This window comes from Salinibacterium sp. NG22, from assembly GCF_015864925.1.
In the GTDB taxonomy this organism is placed as follows: domain Bacteria; phylum Actinomycetota; class Actinomycetes; order Actinomycetales; family Microbacteriaceae; genus Rhodoglobus.
Window position 1 is genome coordinate 80018 of the sequence record NZ_JADYWG010000002.1, and the last position, 24923, is coordinate 104940.

Sequence of the window (24923 nt, forward strand, 5' to 3'; positions counted from 1 at the left end):
ACTATTCCTTCCATCCGTTCGGTGAAACCACCGTGTTCTTTACATCTGCGTAGAAATCAAATGACCAGGTGCCGCCCTCGCGACCAACACCCGACTTCTTGGAGCCACCGAACGGTGCGCGCAAGTCGCGCACAAAGAAGCAGTTGACCCAGATCGTGCCGGCAACCAGCTGCTTGGCGATGACATCAGCGTGCTCACGATTGCCCGCAACGAGGATGGCGGCGAGCCCGAATTCGGTTCCGTTGGCCATCGCGACGAGTTCTTCGTCGGTCGTGAATGTCTGCATTGTCAGTACCGGCCCGAAGACCTCCTGCGTGACGATCTCGCTTCCGAGCGCAGGGTTCTTGACGAGCGTTGGCGTGAAGTAGAGACCGCCGAGTTCAGCGTTCGGCCCACCACCGAAGAGGATGTCTGCGCCGCCTTCCTTGGCGCGATCGACGAATCCCTTGATGCGCTCGAAGTGCACGCGGTGAACCTGTGGCCCGATGTCGGTCTCGATGTCGCGAGGGTCGCCCTGACGCAGGGACTCGACCTTCGTTTGGAATGCTGCAGCAAAGTCATCCGCGATATTTTCGTGAACGAGGATGCGCGTGCCAGAGAGGCACACCTGGCCAGCGTTGTCGTACTGTTCAACGGCAAGGGTTGCTGCGAGCTCGAGGTCGGCGTCTTCCATGACGATGCACGGGCTCTTGCCACCGAGCTCAAAGCTGCACGGAGTGAGGTTGTCCGCTGCGGCGCGAGCGATGGACTTTGCGGTCGGCACTGAACCGGTGAATGAGATGCGGCTGAGGTCGGGGTGTTCCACGAGCGAGGCACCCGCCTCTTTTCCATACCCCTGTACGACGTTGAAGACTCCAGCGGGAAGACCCGCTTCAGCGGTGATGTCGGCGAAGAGCGATGCCGTGAGCGGCGTCCACTCGGCCGGCTTCAGCACTACCGTGTCGCCCGCGGCGAGCGCCGGAGCGATCTTCCAGGTGGCGAGCATGAGCGGCGCGTTCCACGGCGTGATGAGAGCGGCGACTCCCGAGGGATCCCACGAGACGTGGTTGTTGTGACCACGAGTTTCGAAGTCGGGATGCCCGAGGTCGTTCACGAGGTAGTCAGCGAAGAAACGGAAGTTGTGGGCCACTCGCGGCATGACACCGCGTAGGTGGCTGCGCAGGAGCGCGCCGTTGTCCATCGTTTCGACGTTGGCGAGGTCGCTGATGCGCTCTTCGACGAGGTCGGCGATCTTGTGCATGATTGCTGCACGGTCTTTCGGGCTGGTGGCAGCCCATCCGGGGAATGCTGCACGGGCTGCGGCGACAGCCATGTCGACTTCGCGTTGGCCTCCGCGGGAGATTTCTCCGAGGGCGCTGGCATCGATCGGTGACACATTGGTGAAGGTGTCGGCGGAGGCGACGCGCTCTCCGTTGATGAAGTGCCGCGTATCGACGGTCACTCCTGCTACTTGAACGTTGGTCATAGTGTTCCCGTCTCGAATCGCTCGCCGTTAAGTCATTCGGATGCTAATGACTTACCTTAGCGAGTGATTCGACCCCAAACAAGCATTAGGGGGAACCGACCACCAAAAATTCTGGGCTGACTAGTTTTTGGGCTCCACGCCAGCAGTTATCACGCGCAGCATCTCGGCCAGCTCTTCGCGCTTGCTGGGATCAACCGGGCCAGTGACAGCCTGTTCTTGAAGATTGAAGGCAGGAAAGAGCTCGACCATGAGCTCGCGACCGCGGTCGGTGAGGTTCACCACAACGAGGCGGCCGTCGCTCGCACTCCGTTCACGAATGAGCCAGCCGCGGCGCTCAAGGGTTGTGAGAACCCCCGTGAGCGTGGCCTTGGAGAATCCACCTTCGAGAGCAATCTGGCGAGTCTCGATCGGCTCCCAAATCCAAGTAACCCACAGCACAACAAAGGCCGTCCACGAGAGGTTGTGCTCCGAAAGCACTGTGCGCTCAAAGTGATTGCGCACGGCGTTTGCGGCGCGAAAGAGGTTCGAGGCAACAGCCATAGCGGAGTAGTCGAGCGGCAAGCCGCCGACCTTCGCCTGCACTTGGCGTTCAGTCTCAGTCAGTGTGTGTGGTCCGGCCACGGAGGGTCCCCTCGCTCGCGTTTAGCTCCGGTTACTCTATCCAACCCCCGGCGTTCAGAAAGTTTTTGCGCTCATCGCTCACAGAATCGTGCCGGTGTGGCATATTGTTTGTATCCAAACAACCCACGGAGGATTGAGTTGACTTCAATGGCGAACGTCACCCTGGCAGACCTAGATCTGTTCGAGAACGGCACACCCTGGAACGTGTTCGACAAGCTTCGCGCTGACGCACCCGTGCACTGGTCAGAAGAACCAGCGCCCAACCACGGCTTCTGGTCGCTCACCCGCTACCACGACATCGTTTCGGTGTTGCGAGACACCGAGACGTTCTCCAGCGAACGCGGCACCGTCAATCTCGAAGAACTCGACGCTGACCAAATTGAGGCTCGCAAGTCGATGCTCGAGACCGACGGCGTTCGTCATCGCGCACTTCGCCGTCTCATGCAGGGCGAGTTCACCCCTCGGGCTGTCGCCGGCTACGAGACCTTCCTCCGTGGTCTCACCGCCAGCACTCTCGATGCAGCGTTCGCCAACAAGGAATTCGAATTCGTCGACCAGGTCGCGGCCGACTTCCCCATCCGCGTGCTCGCCAAAATGCTTGACGTGCCCGACACCGACATCTACAAGCTCATTGACTGGGGCAACCGGATGATCGGAAACGACGATCCGGAACACGCTGATGTTCTGGCCAGCTCCGCCGAGAGCGAAGAGTTCCGCCTGTTACCGTTCCGCTCCCCCGCTGCCCGCGAGGTGTTCGAGTACGGCAATGACCTCGCCAATCAACGTCGCGGCAAAGACGGCACCGACCTCGTATCGCGCCTCGTCAACCAGACGCCGATGGACGGCGTAGAGCTCAGCGAGCGTGACTTCAACAGCTATTTCTTGCTGCTCGTTGTTGCGGGAAACGAAACCACGCGTCACACCATTACTCACTCCATGAACTACCTCATGGACAACCCTGACCAGCTTGAGCTGTTGCAAGAAAAACCTGAGCTCATCCCGTGGGCGGTCGAAGAGTTCTTGCGTATGGCGAGCCCGGTCTACCACTTCCGTCGCACCGCGACGAAGGACACCGAGATCAACGGCCAAGCCATCAAGGAGGGACAGAAGGTCGTCACCTGGTTTGCTGCAGGCAACCGCGACCCCGAAGTCTTCGAAAACCCCTACAAGATGGATGTCACCCGCAACCCCAACGAACATATGGCGTTCGGTCGTGGCGGCCCGCACATGTGTCTCGGAAACTCTCTGGCACGCCTAGAGATCCGTATCATGTTCGAGAACCTGTTGCCCCGGATCTCCGGAATGACGAAGCTCAGTGAACCTGACCGTCTGCGCAGCAATTTCGTCAACGGAATCAAGCGACTCCCGGTACGCGTTGAATTAGCAAAGTAGGCACATGAGCGAGGTAGTTGCATGAGCGAAGTTCGGCCACAAGGCAGACCCCACGCAGTATGGGGCGACGAGACTGAAGTAGTGCAGCTCGCCCTCGACTGGACCGCCAAAAGAATGGTCCGCAAAACCGACCCCCTGTCAACTGCTCGGCCCGCGGCCGATTTGGCGGCAGAGGTTGGCGAAGCGATCCGCCCCGAAGGCATTGGCGGCGCAGAGGCACTGCGTATTTTTGACGAGATTCTTGAGCCGGCAACTCGTGCTCAGGATGACCCGTTGAACCTCGCCTACATTGCGGCCGCACCGACTCGCGCGGCGGTTGCGTTTGACCTCGTCACCAGTTCTGCCAACATTTTTGGTGGCCTCTGGGAGTCGGGTGCTGGCGCGATCTTCGCCGAAAACCAAGCCCTGCAGTGGATCATCGGGCTGCTCGGTTGGCCAGAGACCGCTGGCGGCACTTTCGTTTCCGGCGGCACCTCGGGCAACCTTTCGGCGCTCATGACCGCGCGAGAAACAGCCAAGACTCGTCGTGGCGGTCGACCAGCTGGGGGTTGGCAACTCGCGTGCACAACCAACGCGCATTCGTCGATCCAGTCGGCGGCGAAAGCACTCGACGTTGACGTCGTCGATGTCCCCATTGACGAACGAGGGCACATGACCGGAGCAGCCCTGCGGGCCGTTCTCGAACAGTCACCGAACGTGTTTGCTGTTGTGGCATCCGCTGGCACCACCAACGAAGGCCTCGTCGACGACCTTTCTGACATCGCCGATGTCTGCGAAGAATTCGGGGTCTGGATGCACGTCGACGGCGCCTACGGTGGTGCGGGGCTCGCCGCCCCGAGCATCCGCCACCTCTTCGACGGTGTTGAACGGGCTGACAGCTTTATCGTCGACCCGCACAAGTGGCTCTTCGCACCCTATGACTGCTGTGCGCTGGTGTATCGCGAGCCCGAGCTGGCTCGCGCCGTGCACTCCCAGCACGCCAGCTATCTGGATGCCATCGACCGCGACGAGTGGAACCCCAGCGAGCTCGCACTGCACCTTTCACGGCGCGTGCGCGGACTGCCCCTCTGGTTCAGTCTCGCTACCCACGGCACCGATAAGTATCGGGATGCGATCGAGGCCTCAGTGACGACCGCCCGCGAAGTCGCTCGGGCGATTGAGGCGACCGACTATCTCGAACTCGTGCGCGAGCCAGAGCTCTCGGTGCTGCTGTTTGTGCGCACGGGCTGGACGGCCGAGCAGTATTCAGCGTGGTCGAAGCAAGCGGCTCATGACGGCGTCATTCTGTGCGTGCCGACATCCTGGCGCGGTCAGAGCGTGCTGCGACTCGCCTTCGTGAACCCCGATACCGAGGTTGCCAAGGTGATTGCGGCGCTTGAAACGCTGCGATAACGTGCGCCTGGGGTAGTTTTAGGCCACGGCGATGAAGCCGACCGGTGCACGAAAGGGGTGACGAGATGAACACAGCTGTTTCTTTGACCGAATTGGCGGCAACAGAATTAGCGAGTGCTGTCGCGTCGAATAACGGGCGAAGCGCGCTGACGATCTGTGGCGGCCGGGACGCGAAACTGCGACAGACGTTGATGGCACTGCGCGCCGGCGAAGGCCTCTCCGAGCATTCCAGCCCCGGTGAGGCGACCCTGCAGGTGATCGTCGGCCATATCGCTTTGCGATCCTCCGACGAATCGTGGGAGGGCAAGCCAGGCGATCTGCTCCCCATTCCCATCGAGGTTCATGCCGTGGATGCGCTCGAAGACTCCGTGATTTTACTCACGGTCGTGAAAGCGCAGTAGGCCCGCTCGCTAGCTGAGCTTGGCGAGCGAACCCAGCCAGCGAACCCTGGCTAGCTGAGCTTCGCCACGCGGTCGAGGAATGCATCCACGAGTGCGGCCGTGCGCTGACCGGCGACGGCCTCTTCCGCACGGGTCTGCGCGAGCATCACCGCGGCGTTTTGACCATCGGCGGTCACTTCATCGATGCCGCCCTGATCGAGCCACCCCTCAAGAATTGCTTCGTTGAGCTCAGGATGAAATTGCACGGCGAGACTGCGGCCATACGTGAAGGCTTGAGGTGCCACGGGGTTGCGGGCGATCTCGACGGCGCCTTCGGGCATCGTCCACTGGTCATAGTGGAACTGGAACCACGGGCCGTTGGAGACTAACGAGGTGTCATCGCTATAAATGGCGGTCCAGCCGATTTCGGCTTTCTGACCGCGCGCTACCGTGCCGCCGAGAGCGCGAGCAATCAGTTGGCCTCCGAAACAAATGCCGAGCACCGGGATGTCCGCCTCGATGATGGTGCGCACCCACTCGAGCTCTGGCTGCAACCAGCGGCCGATGCACGCGTCATCCCACGCACCCCACGGCGCTCCCATGGGGATCACGAGGTCGTACTGCGACGCATCCGGAAATTCGAAGTCAACGTTCGGGTTGTCGAAATTCTCCTCGGTGACGACCATGATCTCGTCGATCTCAAAGCCGCGTTCCCGCAGGCGATCCCCCACTGGGCCGCTCGCGGTAACGTGATCGTGTTGCACCAGGAGAGCTCTCATCTGTGTACCTTTCAGGTAAATTTCTGGCGATGAGTGGACAGCCACACCGCTGTGTGCCTTAGTATCGCACTAATCGTTCAGTGCCGAACGATTTATTTTTCGGAGGAAGAATGACTCTCGACATAGCAGCACTTCAAGCAGACTTGCAGGCAAAAGGGATCGATGTTCTGCGCCTGATTTTCCCGGATGTGCTGGGAATCACCCGCTCAAAAGATCTTCTCGTCAGCCAATTGCATCGCACGAAGTCTCCGCTGTTCTGCCAAGGCGTGTGGGTAACAACCACCGGCGGGGGCGTGCTCGACGGAAACGACATCATGTCATCCGGCCTTCCCGACCTCCTCACCCAGATCGACCCCGAGACCCTCACGATGATGCCGTGGGAGCCCGGCGTTGCCCTCGTCATCGGCGATGCATTCAACCCCGACCACAGCCCCAGCGACGTCGCACCGCGTTCGGTGCTGCAGAACGTGATCGCAGAATATGCCGCCCTCGGCCTCACCCCGACCGTCGGCCCCGAACTTGAGTTCTACATCGCCAACTACGACGAAGACAACGGGTGGAGCCGCAGCCTCAGCCGCACCGGCCGTGTCTACACGACCGGCGAGCACGTTGACCCCGGTGGGCAATTCTTGAATCTCATGCGCATGCTCGATGGCATGGACATCGGCGTCTTCGCCGGCAACCACGAATTCAGTCCCTCGCAATACGAGATCAACCTCTGGCACAGCGAAGCACTGGATGCCGCGGACCGAACCTTCCTCTTCAAGACCGCCGTGCGCGACATCGTCGCCCGCACCGGCAAGCACGCCCTTTTCGTTGGCAAGCCCTGGGACGACGAAGGCGGCAGCGGCTTCCATTTGCACTTCTCCGTCGTCGACAGCGACGGCAACAACATCATGTCGGATGGCGGCGCTGGGCTCTCAGAGACCGCCAACCACATGATCGGCGGAATCCTCGCCCACGCCGGATCACTCGCAGCACTCTCCAACCCCACCGTCAACGCCTACAAGCGCCTCGGCCCGGACACCCTGGCTCCCTACCGCGCCAACTGGGGCCACGATAACCGCAGCGCAATGCTGCGGGTGCCGCCTGAGCGCGGCGCGGGCACGCGACTGGAAGTGCGCCTCGGCGACCCGGCAGCGAACCCGTATCTGCTGATCGCATCCACTCTGGCTGCTGGCCTTGATGGCATCAAGCGCAAGCTCACGGCACCCGCAGCAGTCGCGGGCTGGGCCTACGAAGACGAGTCGGCACCGATCTTGCCGATGACTCTCAGCGCCGCCCTAGACGCTCTCGACGCCGACACGGTGATGCGCGAGACCATGGGCAGCACTGTGATTGATGTCTTCAGCGTGCTCAAGCGCGATGAAGTGATGCGCTACGAAGACTCTGTCGCCGACAAGACGACGCGCGACATCAGCCAGTGGGAGATCGACGAATACTTCGCCGACTACTAAACCGCACAGGATCGTGGATGCCTCTGGCGTTGACTCTTAATAAAGCGTCAGCGGCCAGGGGCACCCACGTTTCGTGACCAGCAGCGCGTTATCTCATTCAGTGCTTGGCATCGACGGCCGATACGTCATCATCTCCGTGGAGGATGAGTTCGACAGCCGCGACGACATCCCCCAACGCGGCCGACGCGTCAATCACGTGGGTCGCTCCCGCTCGCAATAAGGGTTCGACGTCGCTAATTTCCTGCTCAACTTTTAACCGCTCGGCCGGAGACTTGCCATAGTCGCTTGAAGTGCGGCTTTGTAGCCTCTCAAGAATTACGGTCTGCGGCGCAGTGAGCAGGACAACGGCATCAAAGCGGTGATAGAGCTGGCCCTGATTTGCCACCGTGCCTTGCACCACCAGAGGTCGATCAGTGTGCCGGCCGAGTAGCGCTGCCATGCGCGGAATGTTCCACAAGGGCTCGCCATCGACATCCTCAATCCAGTTTCCTTCGTCGGTATCGACAGTGTCGATCCCTCGCTGATTGAGCGCAGCCAACACGGTCGACTTGCCCACACCGGACATCCCCGTCACCAGTATCATCCGCGCGCGCTCAGCCCTCATGGCCACAGTTTTGCAGACCGATGAATCAAAACGACGAAATTCACAGTCAGATTGCGGGATCACGAAACCTCCGATCAACAGAAAAGCCCCACCGAAGTTCTCGGCGGGGCTTTATCTTTTCGGTGAGGAAGCTTAGATCGCCTGTGAGCGGTCCTCTACGAGCTCGCCACCGTTGAAGGTGACGCCGATCTCGCGGTAGTAGCCGCCGAGAATCTCTTGCACGGGCAGGATCGAGTGCAGCTCATCCCATTGCGAATCTCCGAGGTGAAGCTCGGCATCGCCCTTCCAAGTCTCGCCAATCTCGACGTCGGTGCCGCCCATGGTGATGAGTTGGTCGAGCGACATGCCGGCATCCTTGCTGATGGAGGGCATGAAGCGGCTGTGCAGCATTTTGTGGCCGTTGACGAAGCCGTTGCTTTCAGCAGGCTCACGCAGCGTGACGACGGCCGAAGCGAGGCGGTGGTCGTACGCCGCGATGGAAGCGCCGAACTGGCCACCGTTCTCGAGCTTGGGAGTGGCCTTGCCCGCGTTGAAGACGCGAGTAACGGCGATGTTGCCAAGCTTCTTGGGGTAGCCCTGGAACCAGCCGCGGCCGATAGCGAAGTCTTTGTTGACCCAGATGGCGACGCAGCGGCTGTACACGATGCCCTTGTGCGAGCACCGCACCACCATGAACGCTTCGAGGTACTGAGCGCGCACGGGGTCGAGCAGTTCGAGGCCGCCCGTGCTGCAGGACTGCCAGTCGGCCCACACGATGGCAACAGCGCCAGGCTGTTCAGGGGCGAGGTCAATATCGTCAGGGAGGATCGCACGTACGTTGGCTGGATCGGTCAGATACTCGACAGTGAGCAGCGTTCCCGAGTAGTACCAGGGCATCTTCGGCACGAGCGAACTTGACCCTTGAGGGGTGAGTGGAGGAAGAAATCCGTTGAGTTCGGTCATGCGCCAGAGTGTAGCCCAAAACAGTTCGTATCCGAATGAATTTCCAGAAACCCTTGACTAAGTCACCCTGTCTTCGCCATTGTTGAACCCAACTCGTTCGGATACGGACGACTTGATTTAGAACTCAACGAGGAGTTTCACTATGGCGCTTGACCAAAAATCCCAGGAAAGCCCCGATCGGACCCTGCGCAAAGGGCGACTCGGCGTAATCGGAATCGTCTTCTTTGTCGTGGCTGCCGCCGCACCACTCGTCGGAATGACCGGCGCCGTGCCCGTCGCCATCGTTCTCGGCAACGGTGCAGCAGCCCCCGGCGCTTACCTCTTCGCCGGCATCGTGCTTCTCCTGTTCAGCGTCGGCTACGCCGCGATGAGCCAACGCGTCACCAACACCGGTGCGTTCTTCGCCTACGTCGGTCGCGGACTCGGGCGCAACGCCGGAATCGCATCCTCCTTCGTTTCTGTACTCGCCTACCTCACCATCCAGCTCGCCATTTATGGCTTCTTTGGTGGAGTGATGGCCGGACAGGTTGGGCTTCTCCCCTGGTGGGCCTGGACACTTCTCGCGTGGATCGTCGTTACTGGCCTCTCGCTTGCTCGCGTTGACGTCGGCGCCAAGCTGCTCGGCGTACTGATGCTCGCCGAGCTCATCGTTCTCGTGATCGCTGCCGTCGCGATCCTCGCCGATGGCGGCCCCGAGGGCCTCAACTGGGCCGCATCGTTCTCGCCTGACCTGATCATGGCTGGCGGCCTCGCTGGCTCAGCCGGAATCGCCTTCGCGTTCGCGTTCGCTTCCTTCATCGGCTTCGAAGCCACCGCCATCTACGGCGAAGAAAGCAAGGACCCGAAACGCGCCGTACCCCGTGCGACCTACCTCGCGGTCGGCCTCATCACCGTGCTGTTCGCGTTCACCGCTTTCGCCCTCGTCACCGGTATGGGCGCCTCGAACGTGATCGACCAGACGCTCGAACGTTCAGCCGGTCTCGAAGACCCGGCCGCCGTGCTCTTCACTCTCGCGAGCGAATACGTCGGACCGTGGCTTGCCACGCTCATGAGCATCCTCGTGCTCTCGAGCCTGTTTGCCGGACTGCTCGCGTTCCAGAACGCCGCAAGCCGCTACCTGTTCGCGCTCGGCCGCGGTGGCGTGCTGGCGCGTTCGGTGGGAACCGTGAACGGTCGCGGAGCCCCCGGCCGCGCATCCATCATCGTGTCGATCATTAGCGGTGTGGTGATCGTTCTGTTCGCCGCCTTCCAGCTCGATCCCGTCGGCAACATGTTCTTCTGGTTCAGTGGCCTCGCCGTGGTGGCGATCGTGCTCATCGAAGCGCTCGTCTGCGTGGCGATCATCCGCTTCTTCTTGATGAACAAGGGCACCGAGAACATCTTCGTCACCATGATTGCGCCGATCCTGGCATTCATTGGTCTCGTTCTCGCCGAGTACCTGCTGATGTCACGCTTCGGCCTCCTCGCCGGTGATCTCACGCTTGCCGCCGGAGTCGACCCGACCGTCACCGCATTCGGACTCAACGCCTTCGGCTGGTTCCTCGTTCTGTCGCCATTCATCGCTCTTGTGATCGGCTACATCGTGTCGATGGTTCGCAAGGACCTCAACGAAGAACTGCTGCAGGATGTGATTTCCTAAATCCCGCACACGAATGGCCCCGACACTTCGGCGTCGGGGCCATTCGGCAGTTAAAGGGAGCGCGGTGAAACGCCGTTAGAGCGTCGCGCCGTTAGGGCGTAGCCCCAGTCGCGACGGGTCGCTCTGGCTGATTGGCCCAAGCGGACCACGATCCGGGAAACAGGGCCGGGCGGAAGCCCGCAACCGTCAGCGCCAGAGCATCGTGCGCCGCCGTCACCCCGGAACCGCAATACACCCCCACCGCACGATCGACACTGACGCCGAGGGCTTCGTAGCGTTCGCGCAATGTGTCGGGGTCGAGGAAGCGACCAGCGTCATCCAAGTTTGCTGATGTCGGAGCGCTGATCGCCCCGGGGATGTGGCCGGCACGAGGATCGATCGGCTCGGTCTCGCCCCGGTAGCGTTCGCCGGCGCGAGCATCGAGCAGCACGCCATTCGCCGGAAGCGACGCAGCGTCGTCGGCACTCAACACGGGCTCGTGACCAGCGCTCAGCGTGATCGCGCCCGGCACGACACTCGTCATATCGTCAGCGCCGACAGCGAGTGGATGCCCGGCCGTCGTCCACGCGGACAGCGCGCCATCGAGTACCCGCACGTCGGAAGCGCCCATGTAACGCAGCAACCACCATGCGCGGCCCGCAGCAAGACTGTTCCAGTCGTCATAGACAACAACCGTGTCGCCATCGTTGAGACCCCAGCCGCGCGCAGCAGCCTGAAAATCTGCGGCAGCAGGCAACGGATGCCGCCCCTCCTGCGGTTCCCCATGGCGGGCGAGCTCGGTGTCGAGGTCGACGTACACCGCACCAGGGATGTGCCCTTCCCTATAGAGAGGTAGCCCAGCGGGCCCGCCCAAGCTCCAGCGCACATCGAGAACCCGTACCGGCGCGCCCCCGGAGGACGCATCGTTGAGCAGTGCGGCAAGTTCGTTCGCGGTGACGAGGGGGTGTGGCATCCGAGGCTCCGATCGTGGGGATAGTTCCATGATGACATTCGCCGCGGCAATGACGTGACTGGCCATAACACTGGCGCCCATCTCCACGCGCCCAGATGAGGGGGATGCTTAATTCCGAAATTATCTCAATAATGGTGTGTAGCGTCGCGGTAACTCGAAGTACCGCGAGATCTTGCGAACAGGGAGCCAGATTCAACGATGTCGAAGACCATGGCCGAATGCCCCCTGTGCGAAAACTATGGTGCCCACGAACGCTCTGACAGCAATTGGTTCCGCTGCGCGCACTGCACCACGTCGTGGGGGTGCCCCGCCGACATCCCTAACGATGCCGACGGGGCTGTACAACTCAATTAGCTCCGAGGTTCGTCCCGACCGTCAGCAGCGAGAAGTTCCTCCTCGACGACACCGCCATACCCTTCCTTCTGAGGATCCCCGTGGAGCCCGCCAGAGATCGCGTATTCCTCTTCAGGCGAGAGCACGAGGCGCTTGCGACCGTAGAGCCCGAAGATCGCAAGCATCACGATGTAGACCACAGCGATGGCGCCGATCGCCGGACGAGCGGGCTCGTTGATGAAGAAGCCGAAGAAGATCGCCAACGAAAGAACGCCGCCGATAATAGCTCCGGGAACACCCCAGGGGCTGCGGTAGGGGCGGTTTGCGTTCGGGTATTTCTTGCGCAAAATCAGGAACGACACCATCTGCAGCACGTAAGCAATAACAGCGCCCCACACCGCGATGTTCAAGACGATTGCACCCGCGACACCATCTGCGCCGCCGAGGCTGTCAACGAGAACCAGAGCGACGTAGCCGATAATTGCGCCCACTAAGAGCGCAACAGCGGGAGTCTGACGCTTGCCAGTGAGCGACAAGAATTTCGGGTAATAACCGGCGCGTGACAGTGAATACATGTTGCGTCCGTAAGCAAACATGATTCCCTGCAACGACGCGAAGAGCCCGATGAGCGCAAACAACGCGAGGGCCGCCGCTGCTTGGTCTCCGACGATCGCACGGAATCCATCAAGTAGGGGTTCTCCCGACGTAGAAATCTCAGACGCACCAACGATTCCCGTGTTGAGGAAGAGCACCAGAAGACCCGTGATGATCAGCGTCGTGCGAGCGATCAACCCGGCCTTCGGGATGTCACGCACAGGGTTGTGAGCCTCTTCCGCAGCGAGCGGCAACTCTTCGATCCCCAAGAAGAACCACATGGCATAGGGAAGCGCGAAGAGAATCGGCACTATGCCATGAGGCAGGAAGGATGATTGCCCCGGGTCGGCGGCGATGTTGAACAAGTTGTCCCAGCTGAAAAGACCGGAGAATGCTGCCATGACGGAGAAGACGAGCAAGATGGTGATCGAAACAATCGCCACGATGATCGCAAATTTGAATGAAATCGCTGCGCCGGCCGAGTTCAGCCCGATGAACACGATGTACAGAATCAGCCACCACACTGGCGCCGGCAGCGAGAAGCCCAAGAGCTCGCTCGTAATGAAGTCGGCATATCCCGCTGAGAAGTAAACGATGACCGCCGTAGTAGCAACGTATTCAATCGTCTCAGCGAGCCCCGTGACGAAGCCGCCCCACGGGCCCATTGCGGCACGAGCGAAGGAGTAAGCTCCGCCGGTGTGTGGCATGGCGGATGCCATTTCACCGATGCTGAAGATCATCCCGTAATACATAAAGATGAGCAGGGCGAAGGCGATCAGCATCCCGCCGAAGCCAGCGAACCCGATTCCGAAGTTCCAGCCGGAGAAGTCACCCGAGATGACGGCTGCAACCGCGAGCCCCCACAGCCCCCAGATTCCCGCCGTGCGTTTGAGTGTGCGTTTCTCGAAATACCCGGCCGCAGCCGTCGTGTATTTCACCCCGGAGACGTTCAGTGTGTCTTTGGACATCCTGTTTCCTTTGCAGTCTGGTTGCGTGCACCGACGGGTCGATCACACAATGCTGGGAGAATCCTTGCGATGACTATACGGTTATCAATGGTTGTTGACTACCCATAATCCACAGAAATTTCCCGCGATGTTGGGGGAGATTTATGAGCAACACAGTCATCAATGTGTTCTAATGGTCGGAAAGCGCACCATTTGACTTGCTTAATGAGGAGAAGTTAATGTCCCCCAGCTCCGGTAACCTCACGCTCGCAGAACTCAAAGACGATGTTGCCAGTGGCGCAGTCGACACGGTTCTCGTAGCTTTCACCGACATGCAGGGACGACTGGTGGGCAAGCGCCTCTCAGCGAGACTCTTTCTTGAGGATGCCGCGGATCACGGTGCCGAATGCTGCAACTACCTCTTGGCCGTTGACGTCGACATGAACACTGTCGAGGGCTACGCCATGTCAAGCTGGTCGCGCGGTTATGGCGACATGGTCATGGTGCCCGACATCGGCACCCTCCGTCGCGCGCCCTGGCTCACGGCAACCGCCTTGGTCACCGCCGACCTGCGCTGGCATGACGAAACGCCCGTAGCGCCCTCTCCCCGTCAGATTCTCAAAGCCCAACTCGCCCGCCTCGCAGAACGTGGCCTCGACACGTTCGTCGCCACTGAGCTCGAATTCATTGTCTTCGACGACAGTTACCGCGACGCCTGGAAGAAGGGATATCGCGAGCTGACTGCCGCTACCGACTACAACATCGACTACAACGTGCTGGCGTCCACACGAATGGAACCGCTGCTGCGCGACATCCGCAACGGTATGGATGGCGCCGGCATGTATTGCGAGGGCGTCAAAGGCGAGTGCAACCCTGGCCAGCAAGAGATCGGCTTCCGCTACGCCTCAGCCCTCGACACGTGCGACAACCACTCGATCTACAAGAACGGCGCGAAAGAAATCGCCGATGCGCACGGCAAGAGCCTCACCTTCATGGCGAAGTACAACGAGAAGGAAGGCAATAGCTGCCACATCCACATCAGTCTGCGAGGAACCGACGGCACCGCCGTCTTTGCCGACAAGGATGCCGAACACGGCATGTCAAAAATGTTCCGTCACTTTATTGCGGGCCAGCTCGCGGTGATGCGCGAACTCACGCTCTTCTCCGCCCCCAACATTAACTCGTACAAGCGCTACGTTCCGGGAAGCTTTGCTCCCACCGCACTCGCCTGGGGTCTCGATAACCGCACGTGTGCGCTGCGCGTCGTTGGTCAAGGCCACGGAATGCGCGTCGAAAACCGCGTGCCCGGCGGAGACGTGAATCAGTACCTTGCCGTCAGCGCCCTCATCGCGGCCGGGCTCTACGGAATCGACAACGAGCTTGAACTCGACGATGCCTTTGAAGGCAACGCCTACACGAGCGATGTTCCGCGGGTTCCGGCAACGCTGCGTGAAGCGGCCGATCTGTTCGCGTCATCCACCTTTGCCCGTGACGCTTTCGGCGATGAAGTAGTTGACCATTACCTCAACTACGCCGCGATTGAACTGGCTGCCTTTGATTCTGCAGTAACCGATTGGGAAAAGGTGCGCGGCTTTGAACGACTCTGATCGGCCCATTATCGGCCTGACCACCTACCTCGAACAGTCGCAGACTGGTGTGTGGGATGTTCCCGCATCTTTCTTGCCGAAGGCCTACTTTGAAGCGGTCACTCGCGCCGGTGGCATCGTCGTGCTGCTGCCGCCACAACCGGTCAGCCCCGAGATTGCTCGCCGGGTGCTACACGGTCTCGACGGCCTCATCATCACCGGTGGCAAAGACATCAATCCGGCGCGCTACGGCCACGAGCCGCATCCCACCACCGATGATCCTCGACTCGATCGTGATGCGTGGGAAGACGAACTGATGCGTCAGGCCCTCGATGCCGACCTCCCTTTTCTCGGCATCTGTCGCGGGGCTCAAATTCTCAACGTCGCGTTGGGAGGCACCCTGCACCAACATCTCCCTGAAGTGGTCGGCCACAGTGACTATCAACTCGGCGGCGGCAACTTCAGCCACACCCCCGTAGAGATCGAGCCCAACACCCGAATCGATAAGGTTCTCGGCGGACAAACCGAACCACTCGTCGTTCCCCTCTATCACCACCAAGCGATTGATCAACTGGCCGAGGGGCTCGTCGTCACGGCCCGCACGAGCGACGGCGTGATCGAAGCTGTCGAACTGCCTACCGCGACTTTTGCGGTTGCAGTGCAGTGGCATCCCGAGGCAGCGCCAGAAGACATCCGACTATTCGAGGGCTTGGTCGACGCAGCCCGAATCAACCGAAAGGCTCTCGCGTGAGCACCTATACCGTCATCAATCCCGCAACCGAGGCCGAGATTGGCTCGGTCGATCTCCTCGACATCGAAGCGACGGATGCCGCAATCGCCCGCGCCGCAGTCGCCCAGAAAGCATGGGCTCGCGTCTCCCCCGCCGACAAGGCGCTCATGCTGCGTCGCTTCGCGCAGACTGTCGACGGCGACGTCGAGAACCTTGCAGCGCTGGAGGTTAGCAACTCCGGGCATCCGATCTCGCAGGCTCGCTGGGAAGCCGGTCACGTCCGTGACGTTCTCAACTACTACGCTGCAGCTCCCGAGCGGATGTTCGGCCAGCAGATTCCCGTAGCTGGCGGACTCAACGTCACCTTCCACGAGCCGCTCGGCGTTGTGGGCGTCATCACTCCGTGGAACTTCCCGATGACGATCGCGGCATGGGGATTCGCTCCGGCACTCGCCGCCGGTAACGCCGTCGTGCTGAAGCCTGCCGAGTGGACGCCGCTCACGAGCATCCGTCTCGGTGAACTTGCTCTCGAAGCGGGCCTCCCCGAAGGGCTATTTCAGGTTCTTCCCGGCAAGGGTTCGGTAGTCGGCGAGCGCTTCGTGACGAACCCCACCGTACGCAAAGTGGTGTTCACAGGATCGACTGCCGTCGGCAAAAAGATCATGGCCGGCTGCGCGGATCAAGTGAAGCGCGTCACGCTCGAACTGGGCGGCAAGAGCGCCAACATCGTGTTCGCGGATGCCGATCTAGAGAAAGCTGCAGCTGCGGCACCCTACGGCGTCTTTGAGAACGCAGGCCAGGACTGCTGTGCCCGCAGCCGCATTCTGGTGGAGCGCAGCGCCTACGACCGCTTCATGGAACTTCTTGAACCTGCCGTTGCTGGCGTGAAGGTGGGAGATCCGACGGATGAAGCGACGGAAATGGGGCCGTTGGTGTCAGCAAAGCACCTCGCTTCTGTACAGTCCTACGTGCCGGCCGATGCGCCTGTTGCTTTCCGCGGCAGCGCTCCCGACGGAGCAGGTTACTGGTTCGCCCCGACGGTGTTGACGCCAGCATCGCGCAATGATCGCTGCGTGACCGATGAGATCTTCGGGCCCGTGGTCACGGTGCTTCCCTTCGACGACGAGAACGATGCTCTGCAGTTGGCCAACGACTCCGACTATGGGCTTTCGGGTTCGATTTGGACTCGGGATGTCAGCCGGGCAATTCGGGTTTCCCGAGGTGTCGAGGCCGGCAACCTCTCCGTGAACTCGCACTCCTCGGTGCGGTACTCCACGCCCTTCGGTGGCTTCAAGCAGTCCGGCCTCGGCCGCGAGCTTGGCCCCGATGCACCGCTGAATTTCACGGAAACCAAGAACGTTTTCATCGCTGTTGATTAACCCTCTCGACACCTTTTATCCAAGGAGCATCACATGACCATTACCCCTCTTGACCTCACGCAGCGCCTCGCAGGCAAAGTGGCCGTCATTACCGGCGGAGCGAGCGGCATCGGCCTGGCCACCGCGCGCCGCTTCGCCGCCGAGGGCGCCACCGTCGTCATCGGCGACATGGACGAGACGACGGGTCTCGCGGCCGCTGAACTTGTTGGCGGCCACTTCATCAAAGTCAACGTGACGGATGAGGCGCAGGTGAACGCTCTCTTCGACACCACCGCCAGCACCTACGGCTCAGTCGATATCGCCTTCAACAACGCCGGGATTTCGCCGCCAGAGGATGACTCGATCGTGACGACGGAACTGCCGGCGTGGGAAAAGGTTCAAGACGTCAATCTCAAGTCTGTGTACCTGTGCTGCCGCGCGGCTCTGCGGCACATGGTCAAGCAGGGCAAGGGCTCGATCATTAACACGGCATCCTTCGTCGCTATTATGGGATCAGCGACCAGCCAGATTTCGTACACCGCTTCCAAAGGTGGCGTGCTGGCGATGAGCCGTGAGTTGGGCGTGCAGTTCGCCCGGGAGGGAATTCGAGTCAATGCACTCTGCCCTGGCCCCACGAGCACTCCCCTGCTTCAAGAACTTTTCGCAAAAGACCCGGAACGTGCCGCTCGTCGTCTCGTCCACATCCCCATGGGCCGTTTCGCCGAAGCAGACGAACTCGCAGCCGCGGTTGCGTTCCTTGCCAGCGATGACTCTTCATTCATCACCGCGTCGACGTTCATCGTCGATGGTGGCATCAGCTCTGCCTACACGACACCGCTGTAATGGATGAGCCGACCGGTCTCCACGGGGAGTTGCTGCTGCGCCCGGTGCGCGGGGGCAACTCTTTCGAGGAGACCGTTCAGCGCCTTCTTCAGACAGTTCGTCTTGGGCTGGTCGCTCCCGGCGAACGTTTGCCCGCTGAACGTGAACTCGCCACGATGCTCTCGGTTAGTCGAGACACCGTGCGTGACGCTATCGCCTCGCTCAGCGACGCTGGCTATCTCGTGTCGCGACGCGGTCGCTATGGGGGAACATTTGTCAGCGACGTGCTGCCGACACATATTCCGGGATCGCCCTCGGACGACTCGGTGGGGCCAGCACGCCCGCTCACCCCCGAAGTGATCGAAGACACGCTCACCCTGCGGGAGATTCTCGAAGTCGGCGGAGCGCGCGCGGCTGCAGGTCGCGCCCTCACTCCCACTGAGCGAGAACTTCTCTGGCAGAGCCTGGGCAACGCGAACGCGGCGAACGACGAAGAATACCGTCGCCTAGATTCGCGCTTTCACCTCATGGTGGGCGAGCTCGCCGGTTCTGCTTCCCTCACTCCGTTGATTGCCGATGTACGGATGCGCGTCAATGAGTTGCTCGACAGCATCCCCTCGCTCGGCCCCAACATCGCGCACTCCAACACTCAGCACGAACAAATCGCCATTGCGATTCTGACCGGACGCCCGGATGCTGCCGCCCAAGCAATGAGCGAACACCTTGCGGGCACGGCGCTCTTGTTGCGCGGCTTCCTCGAGTAGCGGCCGAAGCTCCGATTCACGTTGCGGGCACTCCCGCTACTCAGAAATCCGGCATACGCTGAAGGCATGCTCACCCCACCTGAAGCCGCGAAGGTTCCCACCGAACGCATCCAGCATGGCGACCACTACGTCGACAATTACGAGTGGATGCGTGACAAAGAGAGCCCCGACACCCTCGCGCATCTCCACGCCGAGAACGCGTTCACCGCTGCGCGTACGAGTCACCTGAGCGTGTTGCAGGAGCAGGTCTTTGAAGAGATCAAGGCCCGCACGCAGGAGACCGATCTGAGCGTTCCGGTTCGCCGTGGGCAGTGGTGGTATTTCAGCCGCACCGAAGAGGGCAAGCAGTACGCGATCCACTGCCGCGCGCCGATTGCGGCCGACGACGACTGGACTCCGCCGACGATTGCCGAGCCTGTGGCTGGTGACGCTGAGGGTGCTGCCGCGGATGCCGCTGCCGCCGTTCCCACGACGCTCCCCGGTGAGCAGATCCTTCTCGACAACAACGTCGAAGCAGAGGGGCACGACTTCTTCAGCCTCGGCTCGTTCTCGCTCAGCGACGACGGAACCCTGTTGCTCTACGGTGTCGACATCGAAGGCGACGAGCGGTACACGTTGCGCGTGCGCCAGCTCGGTGATGCCGCTGCGGCGAGCGCTGCCGCGAGCAGTCCCTCCGACACCGAGACCGTCATCCGCTTCAGCTCCGCCGATGACCTTCCGGATGAGATTCCGGGCACCGCGGGCGGCGCGCTCTTGGATGCCACGGGCAAGTACGTCTTCTATACGACGGTTGATGATGCGTGGCGCCCCGATACCGTCTGGCGCTACGAGTTGGGCACTGCTGCGGCATCCGCGGTGCAGGTGTTTCATGAGCCCGACGAGAGTTTCTGGGTGGGCGTTGGGCGTTCGCGCAGTGGCAAGTATCTGGCGATCGAGGCCGGTTCACGCCTGACGAGCGAGACGCGACTGCTCGACACGAGCGACCCGACCGGTGAGTTCGAGGTCGTCTGGCCGCGCGAAGTCGGCGTCGAGTACGACGTCGAACACGTGGTGGTTGGCACGCAAGATCGTCTGCTGATTGTGCACAACAAGGATGCAATCAACTTCGAGCTCGTGAGTGTTGCGGCGGCGGATCCCCTCGGCGAGCGCCGCGTGATCCTCCCCCACAATGAAGCCGTGCGCCTCGAGGGCGTGGATGCCTTCAAGGACTTTGTGGCCATCGAGTACCGCCGCGAGGGTCTCACCCGCGTGGCGATTGCGATCGTTCCGAAGCATGGCGGTCGCTACGAAGACATTCCGCATGAACTGAAGTTCGACGACGAACTTTTCACCGTTGGCCTCAGCTCCAACCCCGAATGGAATCAGCCGAGCATCCGTCTCAGCTATGGCAGTTTCGTGACCCCGACGATCGTCTACGACTACCTCGTGGATGACAACGAACTCGTCGTGCGCAAACAGCAGCCGGTGCTTGGCCGCTTTGATCCCGCGCTATACACCCAGCGTCGCGAGTGGGCCACGGCCTCCGACGGCACTCGCGTGCCGATCTCCCTCGTGTACCGCAACGACCTCGTGGTGCCCGGCACCCCGGCCCCGACCGTGCTTTACGGCTACGGCTCGTACGAGATCAGCATTGACCCGGGCTTTACCGCTGCCCGCCTGAGCCTGCTCGACCGCGGCATGGTGTTCGCGGTCGCCCACGTGCGCGGCGGTGGCGAACTGGGCCGCACCTGGTACGAGGGTGGCAAGAAGCTACACAAGCGCAACACGTTCACCGACTTTGTCGCGTGCGCCCATCACCTCATCGACACCGATGTCACGTCAAGCGATCGCCTTGTTGCTGAGGGCGGAAGCGCCGGCGGCCTGCTCATGGGTGCCGTCGCGAACCTGGCCCCGCAACTGTTCTCGGGCATCCTCGCGGTCGTCCCCTTCGTCGACCCGCTCACCTCGATCCTCGATCCATCGCTGCCGCTGACCGTCATCGAGTGGGACGAGTGGGGTGACCCCCTCCACAACGAGGAGGTTTACTACTACATGAAGTCGTACTCCCCCATCGAGAATGTGCACGACACTCACTACCCGCGCATCCTCGCCGTGACCTCGCTCAATGACACGCGCGTGCTCTACGTCGAGCCGGTCAAATGGGTTGCCCGACTGCGCGAGGTGGGAGCGGATGCTCTGCTCAAGACCGAGATGGCGGCGGGCCACGGCGGCGTCTCCGGTCGCTACGACGCGTGGCGCGAGCGTGCCTTCAACTACGCGTGGATGGTGGATGTGACGCGCGACTCAGCGAGCTGATCGGGAGCGCTCCGCGTCAGCGAGCAGCAGCGATGTTTCGACTCGCCAGCCAGAGCACGATTGTGCTGGCAATCGGAAGCATTGCAAAGAGCAGCGGTGCGCTGAGCCAACTTGACGCCAACACGATGCTCGCGACGCTGACGAGCAGCACCGCGTCAGCCTGCCAGAGCACGATCAGCACGCCAGAAAGGTCTCCTGCCGCGGTAGGGATAGGTGCGAGGAGTTCGATCGGCATTTGCCCCTTAGTGGCGTTCATCATTCGAACGGTGATGACAAACAGCGCGAATACGACCGCCAGAGCAACGCTCAGGAGCGACGCACCGGTAGCAGTCGCGGCCAGAGCTCCCGAGCCCACGAAAACGAACACCCCGGCCACCGGAAGCAGCGCGTGCAGCGCGAACTCTTTCGCTACACCGAAACCGTAAAGCGGCACTGCGACAGCGGTATCGGCGGCGTGGCGAAAGCCATCGCTCCACACGCCGAGCGCGAGAAACGCAATGATTCCGCCGAGTAGGGCCGGTGCCCACGCAACCGTCGCGGGCACAGCACTCATGCTCGCGAGCACGAACCCTGAGACGAGCAGCGACAGCGCCGCAACGATGGGTCGTTCGGGAGAACGCAGCGAGCCAACAAGATCACGCACGAACATCAGTACGGGCATTGGCACATTCCGCACTGCTCTCCAACGACGACCCGCGGTCGGAAGGCTCCGAAACTCTGCGAATGCTCCCGCAAGGTCGGCTGTCGCACTGAACGTGGCGGCGCTGCTCCAGCGCTGCGCCTGAGCTCTCAATTCAGGACCGCGGATGCTGTCCAAGAGTCGCGGAATAGCGAGGGCGGCGATGATCGCCATCACCACCAACGCCACAAACGCTGGCCACGCCGGAAGCGCGGCGCCAGGGTAGAGCAGTGCAAACCAGCCCCACGGCGTTGCGGCCAGTCCGCCCGGAATCGCTGCCATGCCGAGTGACGCCACTGCGAGCGCCGCCGCTACTTGTTGTGAGGTGGGCGTCGACACGCTCTGGCCGAGCAACCACGCAATTGAGGCAAGGATGCCGATCAGTACTGTCGCCGCTACGAACGCGATGACGGAGAGCGCTGTCGCCGCGCCCGCCACTGCGAGCGCAGAAGCGAGGACCAGCGCGACCGCGGTGAGCGCCACCACGAGTTGTGAGGCCGAGATAAGAAACGGGCGCCGCAGTGTGTGACGGCGAGGCAGATGATTGCTCGCGACGACGTTGCTGCGGAACAGATCCATGACCGCTGGTCCGCGAGCGCGTCCGACCACGACAAGTCCGGCAAAGAGCAACCCGGTGATCGCGGAGAGCACCGCCGGCGCGGTTGGGCTCGCCACTAGGGCCATCACGTCGGGAGTGGCAAGGCCAAGCACCGCCATCCGAATAATGGGTACGCCAACAATGAGCAGAAGCAACACGCTCATATAGATCACGTACGTGAGTTCGCTCTCACTCTGTGCCTGCCGGTCGCGGCGCAGTTGCTGCAGACGCCGAAGCGTCGGATCGGATGCCATTACGAGCGTGTCAATGCAACAGTGCTGCCGCTCACAGCGTCGATCAGTTTCGCGTTGTGCGAGGCAAAGAGCAGTGTCGTGCCCTCAGCGACGAGACCTCTCAGGATGCGGGCGACCTGGCTTCGGCGTTCCTTGTCGAGTCGCTGTTCTGGCTCGTCGAGCAGCAGCACGTCGAAGGGCCGTGCGATTGCGAGAGCCAAGGAGAACATCTGGGTTTGGCCCGACGAGAGTTCGTGGGCGAAGCGCGTTCGCAGGCGAGTAAGGCCGAAGTCATCGAGCAGCACTGCGGCCCGCTCGCGAGCGACAGGAACCTCCGCGCCCCACGAGACGCCGACCATGGTCAGTTGCTCGTCGAGGGTGAGATCGCGGGCGAACGAGGTGTGGCCGATATGACCCGCCACCATTCGTCGAAAAGCCGGGCTTCGCTCATCCGCTGGCAGCTCACCGACGTGCGCGCTTCCCGTTGTTGGCGCAATCAGGCCAGCGAGCACTCGCAGCAACGTGGTTTTCCCGGCACCATTGGCGCCGATGATGGCCGCTGCAGTGCCTGGCGAGATGTCGAACGACACCGACTCCAAGAGCGGCACGTCATCGATGCGAACAGCAAGGGAGTCGACTCGGATGCCGAAACTCCCGTCAGCTCCCGCAACTACTGCCGTGTCCTGAGATTTCCCCATGAAATCCAGTGTAGCTAGAGGGTGCGAAAAATGCTCCTGCTAGTCAGTCCACCACTCGTCGTACATCGACACCGGCACCGCACGCTTGTGGCGAGTGTTGAGGAACTTCTTCTCGATATCGGCGGCGGCCTCGGCGGGCACATCGAGGCCCTCTAGGTAGTCGTCGATGTGCTCGTAGGTGACGCCCAAGTTGGCTTCGTCGGCCTGGCCGGGCGTGTGGTCGAGCAGGTCGGCGGTCGGCACCTTTTCATAGAGGCGCTCGGGAGCATTGAGGTGCTTGAGTAGCTGCTTGCCCTGGCGCTTCGTAAGGCCCGTGAGCGGCAACACATCAGCACCACCATCACCGAACTTGGTGAAGAAGCCTGTGACGGCTTCGGCCGCATGGTCTGTTCCGACCACGAGGTAGCCGAGCTGCCCCGCAATCGCATACTGCGCCACCATGCGCTCACGTGCCTTCACGTTGCCCTTATTGAAGTCTGTAATCGGCTCGCCCATCGCATCCGCGAATTCGGCGGCGATGCCGTCAACAGCCCGCTGGATGTTGAAGGTCACTTCGCGGTCAGCCTCAATAAAGTCGAGCGCCAATTGCGCATCGTCTTCGTCGTGCTGCACCCCGTGCGGCAGCCGCACGGCCACGAACTGTGCTTCGATACCCTCCGCGCGCAGTTCAGTGACGGCAAGCTGACAGATTCGCCCGGCAAGCGACGAATCCTGACCACCGCTGATGCCCAAGACGAGGCCCTTGGCGTGCGAAGCCGTGAGATATTCCTTGAGAAACTCAATGCGCCGGCGAATCTGTCCAGCAGGGTCGATCGTGGCTTGGGTGTTCAACTCGGAAATGATGCGCGCCTGCAACGAAGTCATGCGTTAAATCTAACCCGGAGCGGTGTCATTAGGATTGTTCATTTTTACTGCGCCGCAGACTCTCGGCGGGTTAGCCTGAAACTGTTACGCCCACGAAACACAGGAGCTCCGGATGATCGACCAACTACTTCGCCCCAAGATTGCGTTTTGGACAGGGCTCGGCCTGCTCATCGTGGGATTCGTTCTGGGCAACTTCGTGATTCCCAACCTCTATTGGGCCGCGCAATCGATCGGCTTCCCGCTCGCTTCGCAGTTCGCGAGCGGCCTTGCCGGTGGGGTCGAGTTTCTCACTCAGATCGCACGCCTCGTCGGCCCGGTGCTGATCGTCGGCGCACTCGTCATGCTGAAGATCGAGCGCACTTCTGGGGGAACGCGCGCGAGCTAACCCAGCTCCTGCGCGATCTCCCACGGCAGCCCAGACGGGTCGAGAAACACGGCAGTACGACGACCCCACGGCCGATCGATGGGGCCGTTGACGAGCTCAACGCCACGCTCGCGCACAGCAGCGCACGCGGCATCCACATCGGGCACATTCACTGTCAGCATTACGGATGCCGCCGCTCCCGCTTCTGCGATCGGCTCGGGCGCTATCAACGCGGGGGCTTCGGTTCGCGCCAAGACGTTGATCACGATGGCACCAACGCGCAGCGCGACCGAGACGTCGTCTTCAAAGAGGATGGGCGCGGCAAAGACGGTGGTGTAGAACTCTCGGGATGCAGGAATGTCATCCGCAAACACCGTGATCGCTTCAACATTGTCTAACGAACTGGTCATCGGTCTTTCCCTCCGTTTTTCACCA

Annotated in this window: 23 protein-coding genes; 12 read left to right on the forward strand and 11 right to left on the reverse strand. The window is 61.5% G+C overall.

Translation table 11 applies throughout. The features are described from left to right. Position 1: 1 nt before the first annotated feature. A complete protein-coding gene (locus I6E81_RS10025; RefSeq protein WP_197107307.1) occupies positions 2-1465 on the reverse strand; it encodes an aldehyde dehydrogenase in 1464 nt (487 codons plus the stop codon). Positions 1466-1585: 120 nt separating this feature from the next. Then, positions 1586-2086, reverse strand: coding sequence for a MarR family winged helix-turn-helix transcriptional regulator (locus tag I6E81_RS10030; protein ID WP_197107308.1), 501 nt, complete (start codon positions 2084-2086; stop codon positions 1586-1588). 147 nt (positions 2087-2233) lie between these two features. Here I6E81_RS10030 and I6E81_RS10035 point away from each other — a divergent pair, with 147 nt between their 5' ends. From I6E81_RS10035 to I6E81_RS10045, 3 genes are all read left to right on the forward strand, one after another. Beyond that, a complete protein-coding gene (locus I6E81_RS10035) occupies positions 2234-3478 on the forward strand; it encodes a cytochrome P450 (RefSeq protein WP_197107309.1) in 1245 nt (414 codons plus the stop codon). 21 nt (positions 3479-3499) lie between these two features. Beyond that, positions 3500-4870 carry an aminotransferase class V-fold PLP-dependent enzyme gene (locus I6E81_RS10040; RefSeq protein ID WP_231604127.1) on the forward strand — a complete coding sequence of 457 codons (1371 nt, stop codon included), beginning with the start codon at positions 3500-3502 and terminating at the stop codon, positions 4868-4870. A 65-nt stretch (positions 4871-4935) separates the two neighbouring features. Further along, positions 4936-5271 carry a cupin domain-containing protein gene (locus tag I6E81_RS10045; RefSeq protein WP_197107310.1) on the forward strand — a complete coding sequence of 112 codons (336 nt, stop codon included), beginning with the start codon at positions 4936-4938 and terminating at the stop codon, positions 5269-5271. 50 nt (positions 5272-5321) lie between these two features. Here I6E81_RS10045 and I6E81_RS10050 read toward each other — a convergent pair whose 3' ends face one another. Further along, positions 5322-6029 carry a type 1 glutamine amidotransferase gene (locus I6E81_RS10050; RefSeq protein ID WP_197107311.1) on the reverse strand — a complete coding sequence of 236 codons (708 nt, stop codon included), beginning with the start codon at positions 6027-6029 and terminating at the stop codon, positions 5322-5324. Positions 6030-6139: 110 nt separating this feature from the next. Here I6E81_RS10050 and I6E81_RS10055 point away from each other — a divergent pair, with 110 nt between their 5' ends. Then, positions 6140-7486, forward strand: coding sequence for a glutamine synthetase family protein (locus I6E81_RS10055; protein ID WP_197107312.1), 1347 nt, complete (start codon positions 6140-6142; stop codon positions 7484-7486). Between the two features lie 97 nt (positions 7487-7583). Here I6E81_RS10055 and I6E81_RS10060 read toward each other — a convergent pair whose 3' ends face one another. Both I6E81_RS10060 and I6E81_RS10065 read right to left on the reverse strand, forming a co-directional pair. Continuing rightward, on the reverse strand, positions 7584-8090 hold the full coding sequence (locus I6E81_RS10060) for an AAA family ATPase (protein ID WP_197107313.1): 507 nt from the start codon (positions 8088-8090) through the stop codon (positions 7584-7586). 132 nt (positions 8091-8222) lie between these two features. Then, positions 8223-9032, reverse strand: a complete 810-nt coding sequence (locus I6E81_RS10065; RefSeq protein ID WP_197107314.1) for an acetoacetate decarboxylase family protein — start codon at positions 9030-9032, stop codon at positions 8223-8225. A gap of 142 nt (positions 9033-9174) precedes the next feature. On the opposite strand from I6E81_RS10065, the gene I6E81_RS10070 reads away from it, so the two are divergent. Beyond that, positions 9175-10671, forward strand: coding sequence for an APC family permease (locus tag I6E81_RS10070; protein ID WP_197107315.1), 1497 nt, complete (start codon positions 9175-9177; stop codon positions 10669-10671). Between the two features lie 91 nt (positions 10672-10762). On the opposite strand, the gene I6E81_RS10075 is transcribed toward I6E81_RS10070, so the two are convergent. Together I6E81_RS10075 and I6E81_RS10080 are read right to left on the reverse strand one after the other, a co-directional pair. Further along, positions 10763-11623, reverse strand: a complete 861-nt coding sequence (locus tag I6E81_RS10075; protein ID WP_197107316.1) for a sulfurtransferase — start codon at positions 11621-11623, stop codon at positions 10763-10765. Positions 11624-11973: 350 nt separating this feature from the next. After that, positions 11974-13518 carry an amino acid permease gene (locus tag I6E81_RS10080; protein WP_197107317.1) on the reverse strand — a complete coding sequence of 515 codons (1545 nt, stop codon included), beginning with the start codon at positions 13516-13518 and terminating at the stop codon, positions 11974-11976. A 218-nt stretch (positions 13519-13736) separates the two neighbouring features. Here I6E81_RS10080 and I6E81_RS10085 point away from each other — a divergent pair, with 218 nt between their 5' ends. From I6E81_RS10085 to I6E81_RS10110, 6 genes are all read left to right on the forward strand, one after another. After that, entirely contained in the window at positions 13737-15104 is a 1368-nt protein-coding gene (locus I6E81_RS10085; protein ID WP_197107318.1) for a glutamine synthetase family protein, read from the forward strand. Beyond that, positions 15091-15834, forward strand: a complete 744-nt coding sequence (locus I6E81_RS10090; protein WP_197107319.1) for a gamma-glutamyl-gamma-aminobutyrate hydrolase family protein — start codon at positions 15091-15093, stop codon at positions 15832-15834. The genes I6E81_RS10085 and I6E81_RS10090 overlap by 14 nt, the downstream gene beginning before the upstream one ends. Further along, entirely contained in the window at positions 15831-17192 is a 1362-nt protein-coding gene (locus tag I6E81_RS10095; protein ID WP_197107320.1) for an aldehyde dehydrogenase, read from the forward strand. Before I6E81_RS10090 ends, I6E81_RS10095 begins: the two co-directional genes overlap by 4 nt. A gap of 33 nt (positions 17193-17225) precedes the next feature. Continuing rightward, the gene (locus I6E81_RS10100; RefSeq protein ID WP_197107321.1) at positions 17226-18014 is read left to right on the forward strand and encodes a 3-oxoacyl-ACP reductase; all 789 of its coding nucleotides are present in this window, start codon (positions 17226-17228) and stop codon (positions 18012-18014) included. After that, positions 18014-18757: a FadR/GntR family transcriptional regulator gene (locus tag I6E81_RS10105; RefSeq protein ID WP_197107322.1), complete on the forward strand. Its 744-nt coding sequence runs from the start codon at positions 18014-18016 to the stop codon at positions 18755-18757. Before I6E81_RS10100 ends, I6E81_RS10105 begins: the two co-directional genes overlap by 1 nt. A 66-nt stretch (positions 18758-18823) precedes the next feature. Next, positions 18824-21052 (forward strand): S9 family peptidase, encoded by a 2229-nt coding sequence (locus I6E81_RS10110; RefSeq protein ID WP_197107323.1) that lies wholly within the window; start codon positions 18824-18826, stop codon positions 21050-21052. 16 nt (positions 21053-21068) lie between these two features. Here I6E81_RS10110 and I6E81_RS10115 read toward each other — a convergent pair whose 3' ends face one another. From I6E81_RS10115 to nadE, 3 genes are read right to left on the reverse strand one after another with little or no spacing between them, the layout of a single operon-like run. After that, on the reverse strand, positions 21069-22583 hold the full coding sequence (locus I6E81_RS10115; RefSeq protein ID WP_197107324.1) for a hypothetical protein: 1515 nt from the start codon (positions 22581-22583) through the stop codon (positions 21069-21071). Further along, positions 22583-23260, reverse strand: a complete 678-nt coding sequence (locus I6E81_RS10120; protein WP_197107325.1) for an ATP-binding cassette domain-containing protein — start codon at positions 23258-23260, stop codon at positions 22583-22585. Before I6E81_RS10120 ends, I6E81_RS10115 begins: the two co-directional genes overlap by 1 nt. A 39-nt stretch (positions 23261-23299) precedes the next feature. Then, complete coding sequence (nadE, locus tag I6E81_RS10125; protein WP_197107326.1) at positions 23300-24124, reverse strand: ammonia-dependent NAD(+) synthetase; 825 nt, start codon at positions 24122-24124, stop codon at positions 23300-23302. Between the two features lie 112 nt (positions 24125-24236). Between nadE and I6E81_RS10130 the strand changes: the two genes are divergently transcribed. Next, positions 24237-24509 carry a hypothetical protein gene (locus I6E81_RS10130; RefSeq protein WP_197107327.1) on the forward strand — a complete coding sequence of 91 codons (273 nt, stop codon included), beginning with the start codon at positions 24237-24239 and terminating at the stop codon, positions 24507-24509. Here the strand turns inward: I6E81_RS10130 and I6E81_RS10135 are convergent. Further along, positions 24506-24898 (reverse strand): VOC family protein, encoded by a 393-nt coding sequence (locus tag I6E81_RS10135; RefSeq protein ID WP_197107328.1) that lies wholly within the window; start codon positions 24896-24898, stop codon positions 24506-24508. The genes I6E81_RS10130 and I6E81_RS10135 overlap by 4 nt on opposite strands. Between the last annotated feature and the right edge of the window lie 25 nt (positions 24899-24923).